This window comes from Microbacterium sp. EG9, from assembly GCF_059759475.1.
The window spans coordinates 2,497,960-2,512,343 of the sequence record NZ_CM186217.1; the positions used below are offsets into that span (position 1 = coordinate 2,497,960).

General features: G+C 70.3%; 18 protein-coding genes. 8 read left to right on the plus strand and 10 right to left on the minus strand.

Features of this window, described 5'->3' with window-relative positions; genetic code table 11:
- Positions 1 to 21: 21 nt before the first annotated feature.
- The 4 genes from AC6CQV_RS11775 to AC6CQV_RS11790 form a co-directional block, all read right to left on the minus strand.
- Positions 22 to 888, minus strand: a complete 867-nt coding sequence (locus AC6CQV_RS11775) for a ketose-bisphosphate aldolase (RefSeq protein ID WP_060959019.1) — start codon at positions 886 to 888, stop codon at positions 22 to 24.
- A 55-nt stretch (positions 889 to 943) separates the two neighbouring features.
- Positions 944 to 1,783, minus strand: a complete 840-nt coding sequence (locus AC6CQV_RS11780) for a carbohydrate ABC transporter permease (protein WP_223848829.1) — start codon at positions 1,781 to 1,783, stop codon at positions 944 to 946.
- A 7-nt stretch (positions 1,784 to 1,790) separates the two neighbouring features.
- Positions 1,791 to 2,696, minus strand: coding sequence for a carbohydrate ABC transporter permease (locus AC6CQV_RS11785; RefSeq protein WP_223848828.1), 906 nt, complete (start codon positions 2,694 to 2,696; stop codon positions 1,791 to 1,793).
- 133 nt (positions 2,697 to 2,829) lie between these two features.
- Positions 2,830 to 4,131 carry an ABC transporter substrate-binding protein gene (locus tag AC6CQV_RS11790; protein WP_101305539.1) on the minus strand — a complete coding sequence of 434 codons (1,302 nt, stop codon included), beginning with the start codon at positions 4,129 to 4,131 and terminating at the stop codon, positions 2,830 to 2,832.
- A gap of 179 nt (positions 4,132 to 4,310) precedes the next feature.
- On the opposite strand from AC6CQV_RS11790, the gene AC6CQV_RS11795 reads away from it, so the two are divergent.
- The gene (locus AC6CQV_RS11795) at positions 4,311 to 5,114 is read left to right on the plus strand and encodes a DeoR/GlpR family DNA-binding transcription regulator (RefSeq protein WP_061782002.1); all 804 of its coding nucleotides are present in this window, start codon (positions 4,311 to 4,313) and stop codon (positions 5,112 to 5,114) included.
- Positions 5,115 to 5,138: 24 nt separating this feature from the next.
- Entirely contained in the window at positions 5,139 to 5,501 is a 363-nt protein-coding gene (locus AC6CQV_RS11800) for a DUF7882 family protein (RefSeq protein WP_060959014.1), read from the plus strand.
- 6 nt (positions 5,502 to 5,507) lie between these two features.
- Here the strand turns inward: AC6CQV_RS11800 and AC6CQV_RS11805 are convergent, their stop codons facing one another.
- From AC6CQV_RS11805 to AC6CQV_RS11820, 4 genes are all read right to left on the minus strand, one after another.
- Positions 5,508 to 5,804, minus strand: coding sequence for a hypothetical protein (locus AC6CQV_RS11805; protein WP_498260696.1), 297 nt, complete (start codon positions 5,802 to 5,804; stop codon positions 5,508 to 5,510).
- Between the two features lie 92 nt (positions 5,805 to 5,896).
- The gene (locus AC6CQV_RS11810) at positions 5,897 to 6,223 is read right to left on the minus strand and encodes a DUF7882 family protein (RefSeq protein WP_060959013.1); all 327 of its coding nucleotides are present in this window, start codon (positions 6,221 to 6,223) and stop codon (positions 5,897 to 5,899) included.
- Positions 6,224 to 6,263: 40 nt separating this feature from the next.
- On the minus strand, positions 6,264 to 6,539 hold the full coding sequence (locus AC6CQV_RS11815) for a hypothetical protein (protein ID WP_060959012.1): 276 nt from the start codon (positions 6,537 to 6,539) through the stop codon (positions 6,264 to 6,266).
- A gap of 135 nt (positions 6,540 to 6,674) precedes the next feature.
- Entirely contained in the window at positions 6,675 to 7,781 is a 1,107-nt protein-coding gene (locus AC6CQV_RS11820) for a fatty acid desaturase family protein (protein WP_060959011.1), read from the minus strand.
- Positions 7,782 to 7,942: 161 nt separating this feature from the next.
- Here AC6CQV_RS11820 and AC6CQV_RS11825 point away from each other — a divergent pair, with 161 nt between their 5' ends.
- The 4 genes from AC6CQV_RS11825 (at position 7,943) to AC6CQV_RS11840 (ending at position 10,733) form a co-directional block, all read left to right on the plus strand.
- Complete coding sequence (locus AC6CQV_RS11825; protein ID WP_498259564.1) at positions 7,943 to 8,860, plus strand: ROK family protein; 918 nt, start codon at positions 7,943 to 7,945, stop codon at positions 8,858 to 8,860.
- A 61-nt stretch (positions 8,861 to 8,921) separates the two neighbouring features.
- On the plus strand, positions 8,922 to 9,704 hold the full coding sequence (locus AC6CQV_RS11830; RefSeq protein ID WP_498259565.1) for an alpha/beta fold hydrolase: 783 nt from the start codon (positions 8,922 to 8,924) through the stop codon (positions 9,702 to 9,704).
- Between the two features lie 85 nt (positions 9,705 to 9,789).
- A complete protein-coding gene (locus AC6CQV_RS11835; RefSeq protein WP_060959008.1) occupies positions 9,790 to 10,197 on the plus strand; it encodes a DUF4383 domain-containing protein in 408 nt (135 codons plus the stop codon).
- Entirely contained in the window at positions 10,194 to 10,733 is a 540-nt protein-coding gene (locus AC6CQV_RS11840; RefSeq protein ID WP_498259566.1) for a hypothetical protein, read from the plus strand. The genes AC6CQV_RS11835 and AC6CQV_RS11840 overlap by 4 nt, the downstream gene beginning before the upstream one ends.
- Before the next feature lie 21 nt (positions 10,734 to 10,754).
- On the opposite strand, the gene AC6CQV_RS11845 is transcribed toward AC6CQV_RS11840, so the two are convergent.
- Positions 10,755 to 11,882 carry a Gfo/Idh/MocA family protein gene (locus AC6CQV_RS11845; protein WP_101305534.1) on the minus strand — a complete coding sequence of 376 codons (1,128 nt, stop codon included), beginning with the start codon at positions 11,880 to 11,882 and terminating at the stop codon, positions 10,755 to 10,757.
- Complete coding sequence (locus AC6CQV_RS11850; protein ID WP_060959005.1) at positions 11,879 to 12,703, minus strand: sugar phosphate isomerase/epimerase family protein; 825 nt, start codon at positions 12,701 to 12,703, stop codon at positions 11,879 to 11,881. The genes AC6CQV_RS11845 and AC6CQV_RS11850 overlap by 4 nt, the downstream gene beginning before the upstream one ends.
- A 136-nt stretch (positions 12,704 to 12,839) precedes the next feature.
- Between AC6CQV_RS11850 and AC6CQV_RS11855 the strand changes: the two genes are divergently transcribed.
- Both AC6CQV_RS11855 and AC6CQV_RS11860 read left to right on the plus strand, forming a co-directional pair.
- Positions 12,840 to 13,445, plus strand: a complete 606-nt coding sequence (locus AC6CQV_RS11855; protein WP_061782006.1) for a TetR/AcrR family transcriptional regulator — start codon at positions 12,840 to 12,842, stop codon at positions 13,443 to 13,445.
- A 23-nt stretch (positions 13,446 to 13,468) separates the two neighbouring features.
- The gene (locus AC6CQV_RS11860; RefSeq protein ID WP_498259567.1) at positions 13,469 to 14,329 is read left to right on the plus strand and encodes a PhzF family phenazine biosynthesis protein; all 861 of its coding nucleotides are present in this window, start codon (positions 13,469 to 13,471) and stop codon (positions 14,327 to 14,329) included.
- The last annotated feature ends 55 nt before the right edge of the window (positions 14,330 to 14,384 follow it).

Genomic DNA, 14,384 nt, shown 5'->3' on the forward strand with positions numbered 1-14,384 from the left:
ATGATCTCCCGCCGGGGGTGGTCAGTACAGATCCGCCTTGCCGGTCGCACCGAACAGGTCGATCTTCTCCGCCGCCGTCACCTTCAGCGCGGCGATCGGCTCGGGCTGGATCGCGTTCGGCTCGCGCAGACGCTCGTCGGTGCCGAGGATCTCGCGCATGCGGTTGTGGTAGCTGACCTTGATGTCGCTGGAGATGTTGATCTTGTTGATGCCCAGCGACACGGCGCGGGCGAGCTCGGCGTCGGGGTTTCCCGAGCCGCCGTGCAGCACCAGCGGGATCTTCACGGCGGCCTTGATCTGCTCGAGCAGGTCGTGGCGCAGCTCGGGCTTCTTCTCGGCGGGGTACAGGCCGTGCGAGGTGCCGATCGCGATCGCGAGGCTGTCCACGCCGGTCTCCTCGACGAAGCGCACCGCGTCGTCGACGTTGGTGTAGATGATCTCGGCCGCGCCGGACTCGCCGTAGCTGTCGTTCGCCCCGATCGTGCCGAGCTCGCCCTCCACCTGGATGCCGACGGCGTGCGCGGCCTCGACGACCTTGCGGGTGAGCGCCACGTTCTCCTCGAAGGGCAGGAGCGAGGCGTCGATCATGACGGAGGTGAAGCCGGCCTGGATGGCGGTGATCATCTGCTCGTACGTCCCGCCGTGGTCCCAGTGGATCGCGACCGGCACGCTCGAGCGGTGCGCGCGCTCGCGGATCGCGACGATGAGGTCGGTCGTCACGTGGGAGACCTCGTCGGGGTGGATCGCGATGATGACGGGCGCGTTCTTCTCCTCGCTGACGTCCATGACGCCGAGGAACATCGCCCAGTCGCTGATGTTGAAGGCCGGGATGGCGAAGTTGTTCTGATTGGCGATGTCGAGGATGGACTTGCCGGTGTACAGCACCACGGTGGATTCTCCTGTCGGTGGGGGTGGTTGTGGACGCCTGTGCGGGCGGGTCCGGTCAGCTCTTGACCGAGCCGGCCGTGAGCCCGCTGATGAAGTAGCGCTGGAAGAAGAGGAAGAGGATCAGCACGGGGATCGAGCCGAGCACGCTCATCGCCATGATCTGGTTCCACTCGTACGAGTGCTGGCCCATGAGCAGCTGGATGCCGATGGGGACGGTGCGCATGTCGATCGTGCGGGTCAGCGTCAGGGCGAACAGGTACTCGTTCCACGCGATCATGAACGTGTAGATGCCGACCGAGACGATGCCGGGCACCGAGATCGGGACCAGGACGCGCCACAGCGCGGTCATCGATCCGGCCCCGTCCACGCGCACGGCTTCGTCGAGCTCGCGCGGCAGGGTGTTGAAGTACCCCGTCATCATGATGATCGCGTAGGGCAGCGTGAACACCATGTAGGTGAGGATCAGGCCCGGGTAGGTGTTGTAGAGGCCGAGGCCGACCACGAGACCGAAGTACGGGATGAGCAGCGTGATCGGCGGCACCGCCTGCACGCTCACGATGATGACGTTGAGGATGCGCTTGCCGCGGAACTCGAAGCGGCTGAACGCGTACGCGGCCTGGATCGCGACCAGCAGCGTCAGCACCGTCACCGCGCCGGCGACGACGTAGCTGTTGATGAAGAAGCGGACCGTCTCCGGGTTGGTGAAGATCGCGACGTACGCGTCGAACGAGAACGTGTCGGTGATCAGCCGCGGCGGCAGCTCGAAGATCTCGGTGTTCGACTTGAACGAGTTCGACAGCATCCACAGCACGGGTCCCGCGGCGAAGACCGCACCCAGCAGCAGGCCGAGGTAGATGCCGGCGCGCGCGGTGCGCCGACGGGTCTGCACGGACATGGCCATCTCAATCCCTCGCCTTCTGATGCCGCACGTAGAACACGGCGAGGACCATCGACATGAGCAGGACGAGCACGGCGGAAGTCGCCGCGAGCGAGAAGTCGTACTTCGCGAAGGCCAGCTTGTAGGTGTAGGTGCTCAGCACCTCGGTGACGTCGATCGGGCCGCCGCCGGTGGTCATCCAGATGAGGGCGAACTGCTGGGAGGTCCAGATCAGATCGAGCAGCAGCAGGCTGATGATGATGGGGCGCAGCTGCGGGAGCGTGACGTTCCAGAAGCGCTGCACGCTGCTCGCGCCGTCGACCGTCGCGGCTTCGTAGAGGTCGCTCGGGATGCCCTGGAGCCCGGCGAGCAGGCTCACCATGAAGAACGGGTAACCCGCCCAGATGTTGATGAAGGTCACGGTGCCGAGCGCCAGCTGCGGCGACGCGAGCCACTCGATGTTGGCGTTCAGGAGGAAGTTGACGACGCCGTTGGGGGCGAGGAGCATGCGCCAGAGCACCGCGATGACGGCGACGGTGAACAGCCACGGCAGGACGTAGAGGCCGCGGAAGATCGCGCGCGGCACGCCGCCGATGAGCGGGCTGTTGAGCATGAGGGCGAAGCCGAGTCCGAGGACCAGGTGCGCGGCGACGCTCACGACCGTGAAGACGACCGTGTTCGACGTCGCCTTCCAGAAGGTGCCGTCGCCCAGGACGGTCAGGTAGTTCTCGAGGCCGACGAACTCGCCGTTCTTGCTGAGGATGACGTTGCTCTGCAGCGAGTAGCCGATGACCATGACGATCGGGATGATCATGAGCACCAGCAGCAGCGCGAGGGTGGGTGCGAGGAACGCGTACGACTCGGTCGTGCGCCGCAGCTGGCGGCGGCGCCGGGAGTGCGCGACGCCGGTCACCAGGACTTCGGTGTCCATCGAGACGGGTGTTTTGAGGGTCATGAGACCGCACGGCTCCTAGTTCTGACCGGTTGAGGGGGCTGAGGCGTGGCGAGCGGTGGACGGGTGCCGCACCGCATCGGCGATGCGGCACCCGGCAGAGGGGGAAGCGCTAGAACGCCGCTTCCCAGGACGTCTGCGCGTTCTTGAGCGCATCGTCCATGGACTGCTGCCCGTCCAGCGCCGTCTGCAGCTGCTGTCCGAGCTGGCGCATGAGGTCCTCGGCCGTGGGCAGGCCCGTGAACTCGTTGGCCGGATAGCCCGCCTTGTAGATGTCGAAGGCCTGCTTGAAGAGCTCGTCGCTGCCCGAGAAGTCCGGCGTGGACTGCGTGTTGCCGGGGAAGGCCTTCGCCAGGGTCGACAGCTTCGAGTTCGTGTCCTTGCTCATCAGGAACGACACGAGCTTGAAGGCGGCATCCTTGTGCGCCGAGTTCTCGGCCACGCCGATGCCCCAGGAGGCGTACGGGATGCCCCGCTCGCCGGTGTAGCCGTCGGCGGCCGGGATGGCGGAGATCGAGAACTTGAGGTCGGGGTTCGACTCGCGGATCAGGTTGATGTGCGCGAGCGAGTCGATCATCATGCCGACGCGACCGTTCGTGAACTCCTCGACCTTGTCCTGCTCCTTCATCGTGAACGAGCCGGACGCGATGACGCCGTCCTTCCAGAGGCCGTCGATGTAGTCCATCGCCGAGGTGACGTCCTTGTTCGTCAGGTCGGGCTTGCCGTCCTTCAGCATCGAGCCGCCCGACGCCCAGACCCACGACATCACGTCGTTCTGCACGCCGTTGGGGGCTTCGAGGGAGAGCGGGAGCACCCAGCCCGAGACGTCGCCGCCGAGAGCGGTGATCTTCTTCGCGGCGTCGGCGAACTCGGTGCGCGTCGACGGGGGCGCGGTGACGCCGGCCTTGGCGAGCAGGTCGTCGTTCGTGAACATCGGGTAGACGAAGTTGACGACCGGGATCATGTAGGTGCTGCCGTCGACCTTGATCTGGCTCGCGAGCTGGCTGTCGTCGTAGCCGCTGTCCTTCATCAGGTCGGTGAGGTTCGCGATGACGCCCTTGGAGGCGAAATCGTTGACCCACGCGCCGTCGAGGCCGACGACGTCGGGCATGGTGCCCGAGGCGGCGCCGGCGAACAGCTGCTCCTTGGTCGAGGCGTACGGGCCGCTGACCAGGTTCACCTTGATGCCGGGGTTCTCGGACTCGAACTGATCCATCAGCGCGCGGAACTGCCCGTCGGGAAGCTCCGGCTCCCACCACTGGGCGAACTCGATCGTGACGTCGCCGCCGGCGTCCGAACTGCCGGACGGCGATGCGCTGCTCGAGCAGCCCGACATCGCCAACAGCGTCGTCGCCGCGGCGACCGCGCCGACGACTGTGAGGGCCCTGCTGTGACCCCGCCCCACTCTGGACATCGCTTCTCCTCTTTGAGTATGTGCGCGATCCGCACCGCTGCGGATTCATGCGTCTTTCAGCACCATTATGCCGTCTTTTGCCGCTTCGTCAAGAGCTCCTTCGCAAACAATGCTGACTTCTGCCGCCTTTTGCTGATTTGAGAGGTGAAAACGGCGTGCCCTGTGCTAGTGATGGAGGCATGGACAAAGCAGCCCCCCGCGGCCGACGTCTCCCCGCCGGGCGCAAGGCCGACCTGGCGGCCTACGTCGCCGAACACGGACAGGTGACCGTCGCCGAGCTGTCGGAGCACTTCGACGTCTCGATCGACACGGTGCGCCGCGACCTGGATCAGCTGCACCGCGAGGGCGCGCTCATCCGCACCCACGGCGGCGCCGTGAGCGCCACCGACGGCGCGCTGCGCGACCGGGGGCTGGATGTGCGCCTGCGCGTACAGGTGGAGGAGAAGGAGCGCATCGCCCGACTGGCGGCGGAGATGGTCGACGACGGCGCGGTCATCATGCTCAACGCCGGCACGACGACGCTCGCGGTCGCCCGCGCCCTGCGCAGTCACCGGGACCTGACGATCGCGACCAACAACCTGCGGATCCCCGCGGAGATCGCCCCCTCCGCCTTCCGCGACCTCTACGTCTTCGGCGGCGCGGTGCGCACCATCACCCAGGCGACCACCGGGCCGGTCACGTTCACGATGGCGGCCGGCGGACGCGAGCTCGACATCCGCTGCGACCTCGCGCTGGTCGCGGTGGGCGCCGTCGACGAGTCCGGGTACTCGACGAGCAACCTGGGCGACGCCACCATGATGGCGGAGATGATCGACCGCGCCGACCGCACCGCGGTGCTGGCCGACTCCTCCAAGCTCGGGCGACGACTGTTCGCGCAGGTCGCGCCGCTCGACGGTGCCGATTACCTGATCACCGACGCCCCGCCCGCCCCGGCCCTCGCCGCGGCGCTGGGTCAGGCCGGTGTCAGCGTGATGACACCCTGACGCGACGCGACCTACAATCGCAGCGTGGGCACCATCTATTACGGAGGGTCGGCGACGCCGATCCACATCGAGGACCGGGTGCTGGCGCACCTCAAGGTCGTCGTCGCGACGAAACTGCGCCGCGGCGAGAGCTTCACCGTCTCCTGGCAGCACCCCGAGGGCGAGCCCGGCGGTCGCAGCACGATCTGGCTGCATCCGTCCATCGCGCTGCGCTTCGTGTTCGACGACCCCGAGCCGACCGAGCTGAACCGGGCGTGGATCGAGGAGCTGGCGCAGTCGGCCAGCTCGTCCGGCGGCATCCTCCTGACGGAGGAGCAGATCGAAGCCCCCGCCGACGAGGAGGCGCAGGACAACGCGCCGCAGACGGTCGCGGTCGCCGACGCCTGAGGGTCCTCACGTGGCCCGCACGGGCGGGAAGTGCGCGATCGGGATCGGCCGACTCGCGGTCGACGACTCCTCCGCCCGCAGGAGGGCGTGGCCGCAGCTCAGACACTCGTCCAGGCGGCGATGGCGCGAGCGGCGCCGCGGACCCCGCATCCACACCGCGTCGTAGCCGTCGTCGCCTCGCTCGATGTACGCCACCACGAACTCCGCGTCGTTGGCGCCCGCACGCGTGTCGCACAGTCGCCACGCATCGTCGTCGATGGGGATGAGTTCGAGGGGGCCGTCGATTCGCGCAGGATGCGTCATCACCGTCACCGCCTTCATCCCCCAGTCTGCGCGTCGCGCAGACGACGGACGAGGGGATTGACAGGCCCCTGCCGACGTGAGAGGTGCGGCGCTCAGCCGGTCATGACCTCGCCGCTGTAGGGGCCTTCGGGCTCGGGCACGATCTGGAGCCCGGCGGTGGAGTTCGCGGCGTGGGTCAGCGCCTCGAGCCACGCACGGTTGAGCGCCGGCTGGCGGCTGCCGTGGTACGTGTACACGAGCGACGCGTGCGGGTGCAGCCAGATCGCGGTGCGTCCGTCGCCGAGGCTCGTGTCGTTGCGCCAGCTGAAGGTGAACGTCTCGCCGCGCCGCAGCTTCTGACTGATGACGACCTGCAGGTGCGCGAGCACCCGGTCGTCGAACTCCGCTTTGACACTGCCGTCGTAACTGAACCGTCCCACGGCTCTACCGTACTGCGAGCTTCCGACGCCGGCGCGCCGCTCAGGCCAGTGCCGCGGTGCGGCGGGAGATCTCCGCGCACGCGCGGTCGGCCCCGACGACGTCGGACGCCAGCGAGGTGGTGGCGTCGAGCACCGCCACGGGGATGCCGCTGCCCAGCAGCATCCGGCAGACACTGAGCGATCCGTCGTCGATGCTGGGGAACTCCACGATGTCGGTCGACCCGGTCTGCACCAGCCGCTGGGCGTACGTCAGCACCGCGTCCGCGACGTCATCGGTGGTGAGGATGCGGTGACCCTCGATCAGAATGTCTTTCACGGCTCGGCCTCGCCAGGGAATCGTCAGAACAACGTCGGGTGGGAGTCCACAGTCAACCGAACCGGGCGGGCGACGACGAGGGGGTTGACAGCCTCCGGCGACCCTGTCAGGCCCCGGCGCCGGCGGCGCCGGCACTCACGCGCGGCGGTAGTCCGCCACCATCGGGCAGTCGAACGGGTCGCGGGCCGCGAGGCCGACGCGGTTGAGGTAGTCGATGACGATGGCGTACGAGCGCCAGACGCTCGTCTCCGTGTACGGGATGCCGGCGCCCTTGCAGTAGTCGCGGACCACGGCACGCGCCTTCGAGAGGTGCGGTCGGGCCATGCTGGGGAAGAGGTGGTGCTCGACCTGGTGGTTCAGACCGCCGAACATCCAGGTCGCCCACCAGCCGCCCGTGATGTTGCGCGACGTGCGCACCTGCTTCGTGAAGAAGTCGAGGCGGGCGCTCGCGTCGACGATCGGCATCCCCTTGTGGTTGGGGGCGAACGAGGCGCCCATGTACACGCCGAACACCGCGAGCTGCACGCCGAGGAAGGCGAACGCCATGCCGAGGGGCAGGAGCAGGAAGACCGGGACGATGACGACGGCCAGACGCGTCGTGATCAGCGCCAGCTCCAGTCCGCGCTTCTTGACCGGCTGGCGCGACAGGAGGTGGCGGATGCCGTGGGCGTGGAGGTTGAGACCCTCGAGCGTGAGCAGCGGGAAGAAGAACCAGCCCTGGCGACGCGTGATGAACCGGCGGATGCCGCGCGCCTGCACGGCGTCCTCGACGAGGAACGAGATCGTGTCGACCTCGATGTCGGGGTCCTTGCCGACGCGGTTGGGGTTCGCGTGGTGGCGGGAGTGCTTGGAGTCCCACCACGAGTAGCTGATGCCGACGACGCCGGCGGCGAGGATGCGGGCGAGGCGATCGTTGGCCGGGCCGGAGGAGAGGATCTGGCGGTGCGCCGCCTCGTGGGCGAGGAACGCGACCTGGGTGAGCACGATGCCCAGCGCCGCCGCGATCAGCAGCTGGAACCAGCTCTGCCCCAGGAGCACGAAGCCCGCGACGCACCCGCCGAGGCACAGCGCGAGCGCTGCGCCGACGAGCGCGTAGAACACGGGCGCGCGGCGCAGCAGGCCGAGTTCCTTCACCACCTGCGACACCTGGGTGTACGACCGAGCGACCGACGGGAACGTCTCCGACGTCGCGTAGGTCTGTCGAATCGGTCCGAGAGTGGATGCGGGGGCGATGGTGGCCATGTCCGGCTCCGTTGATCGGCGGTCCATCGCACCACGCGATGCCCGTTGGGCGAAGCCAAAGGCGGATGCCGATCGCTGGTCCCGACACTACGCTTACGTCTATACGGCTCCGGGCATACTCTCCGGCCCGATCCCCTGCTCCCAGCCCTCAAGGATGCGGCATGACACTCGCACTGGCGATCGATCTCGGCGGCACGAAGATCGAAGCGGCCCTGGTCGACGACGACGGCGCGATCGTCGAGGGCTCCCGGCGACGGACCCCGACGGGGGCCGGCGCCGCCTCGGATGTCACCGTGCTCGCACGCGGCCTCGTCGAGGTGATCGACGGATGCCGCGCGCACCCGCGCTGGAGCGAGGTCGCCGCCGCGGGGATCGGCGCCGCCGGGCCGATCGATCTGGCCGCCGGCACCATCGCGCCGATCAATCTCCCCGCTGCCCACGGCTTCGGCATCGTCGAGGCGGTGCGCGCGGCGAGCGGGCTCGACGGCGTCACACTGCGCCTGGACGGCACCTGCATCGCACTCGCCGAGGCGTGGCGGGGCGCCGCCCGGGGCGTCCGCAACGCGATCGTCTTCGTCGTCTCGACCGGCGTCGGCGGCGGCATCCTGTCGGACGGACGACTCGTCGCCGGAGGGTCGGGCAACGCCGGGCACCTCGGGCAGATGCTCGTCGCCGACATCGACGGCGACCCGGCGGCATCCACCCTCGAGCAGCGCGCCTCGGGACCGCACACCGTCGCGTGGGCGCAGGAGCGGGGTTGGACGGGCTCGACCGGCGAGGAGCTGGCGTCCGCGTATCGGAGCGGCGACCGCATCGCCCGGGCGGCCGTCGCCCGCTCCGCGCACGCGGTCGGGATCGGCCTGGCGAGCGCCGCGACCCTGCTCGACCTGGAGCTGGCGGTCGTCGGCGGGGGCTTCTCGTTCGTCGCCGACGACTACCCGCATCAGATCGAGGAGGTCGTGCGCGCCTCGGCGATCAACGCGTACGCCGCGCGACTGCCCGTCGTGCGCGCGGGCCTGGGCGGCGACGCCCCGCTCATCGGCGCGGCGGCGCTCGTGCACCGCGCCGACCTGCTCTGACGTCGGCGGCGCGTGGCCCGCTCGTGTTGACGATGTCGGCACCCGGTGCTTGCATCTGCTCATGCGTCACATCACATCGGCCGACGGCACCGCCATCGCCCTGCACGAGACCGGAACCGGTCCCGCCGTCGTCATCGTCAACGGCGCCCTGTCGACGGCGCGGGATGCCGCGCCCCTCGCCGAGGCGCTGGCGCGCGCCGGCTTCCGCTCGGTGACGTACGACCGCCGCGCCCGCGGCGACAGCGGCGACACCCGGCCCTCCGCCCCGCTCCGGGAGACCGAGGACCTCGCGGCGGTGGTCGCGGCTGCCGGCGGCGCGGCCGCGGTCCTCGGTCATTCGTCCGGCGCCGTGCTGGCGCTGTACACGGCCTCGCTCCCCTCGGGCGGCGGGATCCGTCGGCTGTTCCTCTCGGAGCCGCCGTTCCACTTCGGCGTCCACGAGCCGGCCGTCGACCTCGCGGACCGCATCCAGGCCCTGGTCGACGCCGGCGACGAGGAGGAGGCCGTCGTGCTGTTCCAGCGGGAGGCGGTCGGCCTGCCCGAGGCGATGATCGCGCAGTTCCGCGCGACCCCGATGTTCGCGCAGATCGTTCCGCTCGCGCAGTCCACGGTCTACGACGCCGCGCTCACCCGTGAGCTGTCGACCCCGGACGAGGGGATGCTGTCGGTCGCCGTCCCGGTCACGATCCTCTGCGGGCAGCAGACGTTCCCGATGCTGTCGGCCGCGGCGCAGCGCCTGTCCGCGGCCATGCCGGCCGCGGAGCTTCTCATCGTGCCCGAGTCGGTCGGTCACCGCCTCGACCCCGCCGCCGCGACGACGATCGTCGCCGAACGCTGGGCCTGACGGCGCACCCGGGCAATCCGTTTCCCCGCGAGCCCCGAACAACCTCCGTCACGACACCCGTCGCGACCTGAACAGGAGGTCAGTCATGAGCTCGTCACCGAACCGCCTCGTCGCCGTCGTCTTCGGCGCCGTCTACCTCGTCGTCGGAGCCCTCGGCTTCGCCGTCACCGGCGGCGTGGGGTTCCTCGCCACCGACGGCGGGCTGCTGCTCGGCATCTTCGCCGTCAACCCGCTGCACAACATCGCCCACCTTCTGATCGGTGCCGCGCTCGTGATCGCCGGCCTCAGCGGCGTGCGTGCCGCCAAGACCGTCAACGCCACGATCGGCGCGGCCTACCTGCTGCTCGGCGTGGTCGGCTTCTTCCTGGTCGGCACGTCCGCGAACATCCTGGCGCTCAACGTGCCCGACCACTTCCTGCACCTCGGCAGCGCCATCGTGCTGCTGGGCGTGGGCCTCGGCGCCGAGCGCGGCGCACGGTCGGTCACGGCATGAGCGCGCCCTCCCGCGCCGCGGCCGCCCCGGGAGCCGCTCTGCGCGCCTGGATCGTCCCGCTCGCGTGGGGGGCGGGACTCATCTCGATCGGCATGGGGGCGGCGGCCGTCACCGCCGCCTCCTCGTCCGTCTGGGGCCGGGGGATCGGTATCGTCCTCGCGACCGCCGGCGCGGCCTGGCTCGCCTGGGGCGCCGCGGCACTGGCTGCCGGACGTCTGCCGATCCCCCGAACCGCGGCGGCGTCGACACTCGTCACTGTCATCGGCGTCGCCGCGCTCCTCGCCGCGACCGGAGGCCGCGCGAGCGTGCTGGCCGCCGCCGTCGCGATCGTGCTCCTTCTGCTGGTCGCCGTCATGACCATCGCCGCCGCGCGTCGCGGCCCGTCCGCGCCCGGTGCCATCCGCACGGTGCCGCTGCTGCTCGCCGCGGCGATCGTGGCGGTGGTGGCCACCCCGGCGTTGGGAGCCGTGCAGGACGCGGCGCTGCTGCGCACCGACGGCACCGTCATCGTGGTCGACCCGCACGCCGGCCACTGACGGCGGCGCGGCGCGGGACGGTCAGGAGAGCGTACGCGCGAAGGGGTCGAATCCGTCCGGCAGCAGCGGGACGTCGGCCACGGTGCTGTCGATCGTGAGCGTCTGCCCGGTGCCGGCGGACTCCTGCGCCGAGAGCATGACGTCCAGCACGTGGTAGCCGAGCTCTCCGGTCGCGACGTGCGGACGGCCGTCCGCGATGGCGCGGGCCATGTCGAGCACGCCGAGTCCGCGGCCGACCACGGTGCCCTGCTCCTCGACCTCGATCCACTCCTGCTCGAAGCGCATGCCGTCGCGGATGACCCCGAGCGGCTTGACGTAGGCCGTCCGCCCGGTGAACGCGTTCGGGTCGGGCAGGACGATGGTGCCCTCCGAGCCGTGGATCTCGATGACGCCGTGGCGCTCCAGCGCCGAGTCGAAGCTCAGCAGGTGGGTGCCGTGCTGGCCGCCGGCGAACGAGGTCAGCACCTGGACCGTGGAGGGCACCTCGACGGGGAAGCTCTCCCCCGCCCGCGGGCCGGTGTGGATCTGGCGCGTCGTCTGCCAGCGCGAACCGCGGGCGGTGACGCCGGCGACGGGGCCGAGCAGGCTCACGAGGGCCGAGAAGTAGTACGGGCCCATGTCCAGGAGCGGGCCGGCCCCCTGGGCGAACAGGAACGCGGGCTCGGGATGCCAGAGGTCGGGCCCCTGCGTCTGGAACGACGTCTGCACGAACAGCGGCGTGCCGATGACGCCGTCGCGGATGGCGCGCTTGGCGGTCTGGAAGCCGGGCCCGAGAATCGTGTCGGGCGCCGAGCCGACGCGCACGCCGGCGGCATCCGCCTGCGCGAGCAGCGCGCGCGTGCTCTCACGGTCCAGGCCCAGCGGCTTCTCGGTCCAGACGTGCTTGCCGGCGGCGACCGCCGCCTGGGACACCGCGACGTGCACCGCCGGGATCGTGAGGTTGACCACGAGGTCGACGTCGGGATTGGCCAGCACGTCCTCGCCCGTTCCCCAGCTGGGCACGCCGTGCTCCTCGGCCTTCGCCCGGGCGCGCTCGGGCAGCAGGTCGCCCACCGCCACGACCTCGACGTCGGGGAACGAGGTCAGGTTCTCCAGGTAGGTCTGGCTGATGACTCCGGTGCCGATGACACCGACGCGCAGGGCGCTCACTTGACGTACCCCCCGTCGCGGAGGAAGGCGTAGCTGGCGGCGATGTCCTCGAACACGTCTCCCGGGGCCTTGTCGTACTCGATCACCGCGTAGCGGATCGCGGTGCCGGCGGTCAGCGCCTCCGCGAGCGGGACGTCGGCGGTGCCGGCGTGACGCTGGTCGAGGCTGTCCGAGCCGAACGAGCCGGCGCCCGGAGCCCACGGGTTGGATGCCGGGACGACGCCGTCCTTGACGTGCACCGCGACGAGGCGATCGCCCAGCGCGGAGACGAGAGCCGGCACGTCCTGGCCGCCGGTCAGCGCCCAGAAGAGGTCGAGCTCGAGCTGCACGCGCTCGTCGGTCAGCGCGACGAAGCGCTCGTAGGCGGTGGCGCCGTCGAAGGACGCGACGAACTCCTGCGCGTGGTTGTGGTAGCCGACGCTCAGGCCGAACTCGGCGGCCTTCTCGGCGGCGCGGTTGAGGCGGTCGGCGATGTCGGCGACGCCGTCGGCCGTCAGCCACCGCTCGGGGGCGACGAACGGGTCGATGACCGTGGTCATGCCGATCTCGGCGGCGGCGGCGAACACCACCTCGGGGGCGGGGGTCGGGATCTCGCCGTCCGGGGTCCAGAGCGTGTCGGACAGCAGCGGCGCATGCCCGGTGGGCGATGCGAGGCCGCTGGCATCCAGCGCGGCGCGGATCTGCGTCGGACGGGAGACGAAGTCGAACGCCTCCACGTTGCGCAGGCCGATCGCGGCGAGCTTGTCGAGCGAGCCCCCCATGTCGGCGGTGAACTCCTTGGCCAGCGTGTAGAGCTGGACGGAAGCGACGGGCAGTGTCATGACGTGCGTCCTTCGAACCTCGTTGTCTCGTGTGTACGGCGTCGCCGGCTCGTCGTCCGTTCGGCGCTGAGGCGACGGTATCACAAAACCTCCACCTGGAGGTTTTGTTTTCCCGCCATCGGCTAGGTTGGATGCCGTGAGCACGGACGACGAGGCGGTGATCGGTCGGCGCGGACTGCAGCCGAAGGGCGTCGCCCGCCGCCAGGAGATCCTCGACCGCGCGATCGAGGTCTTCCGCGAGCGCGGCGCCGACGGCACGTCGCTGCGGCGCATCGCAGAGGCGATCGGCGTCTCGCACGCCGCCCTGCTGCACTACTTCGACTCGCGCGAGCAGCTGCTCGTCGCCGTCTACGCGCACGCCGAGGCTCGCCGCAACGCGACGGCGAGCCCGTCCGGCCCGCCGGGCGTGGACACCATGATCGACGCCGCGATCGCCAACGTCGACGTGCCGGGGCTCGTCCAGCTCTACTCGACCCTGCTCGCCGCCTCGCTGGAGGCCGGCAACGACGTCGGGCGCGAGTTCTTCTCCGCACGCTTCGACCGGGTGCGCGCGGAGCTGACCGCCTCCTTCCGCACGCAGCAGGCGGCCGGCGACATCCGCGACGACGTGCCCGCCGAAGACCTCGCCGCCCTGCTGATCGCGGCATCCGACGGTCTGCAGATCCAGTGGCTGCTCGAGCCGTCCCTCGGACTCAGCGACACCCTGCGCACCTTCGCGCGCCTGCTCCAGTCGCCCCGCTGAGGCCGGCGCCCTAGCCTGGGACGATGACCGTTCCCGACGTCCTGCGCTACGCCGCCTTCACCTCCGACCCCGAGGGCGGCAACCCGGCCGGCGTGGTGCTCGACGCACGCGGGCTCGACGCGGCGACCATGCAGCGGATCGCGGCCGAGGTCGACTTCGCCGAGACCGCCTTCGTGATCGGCATCCGCCAAGACGGCGCCCGCCGCATCCGCTACTTCTCCCCCATCGCCGAGGTGCCGTTCTGCGGGCACGCGACGGTGGCCACCGCGGTCGCCGTCGCCGAACGCGGCGACCTCGCGGGAGACGCCATCGTGTTCGCCACCCCCGTGGGCGACATCCGCATCGAGCTCGAACGGGACACCGACGGCATCCGCGCCGCGTTCACGAGCGTGCCGCCGTCGGTGCGTCCGCTGCCGATCGAGGACCGCGACGCGATCCTCGACCTGCTCGCTCTGGCGTCGTCCGACCTCGATCCGGCGCTCCCGCCGCGCCTCAGCGACGCCGGGAACCCCCACCCCGTGATCGCGCTCGCCGACCGCTCCACGTTCGATGGGTTCACCTTCGACCCGGGCCAGGTGCGCACCCTCATGGACGCACGTGGCTGGCCGGCCACGATCACGGTCGCGCACCGCCTCACCGCCGATCGCTTCGCAGCCCGCAACCTCTTCCCGGTGGGACGCATCACGGAGGACCCGGCCACCGGGTCGGCGGCCGCCGCATTGGGCGCATACCTTCGGGATCTGCGGGCGGTCGAGGTTCCGGGCCGGATCACCATCGAACAGGGCGCACACGTCGGACGCCCCGGTCTGCTCGCGGTCGACATCCCTGCGACGGGCGGGATTCGTGTGAGCGGTGCCGCCGTACCGCTGACGGCGATGCGGTAGCAGTCGACGTCGTTCCCTCACGGCGTGACCGACGCGGAGGCTGGTCGGCACGCCG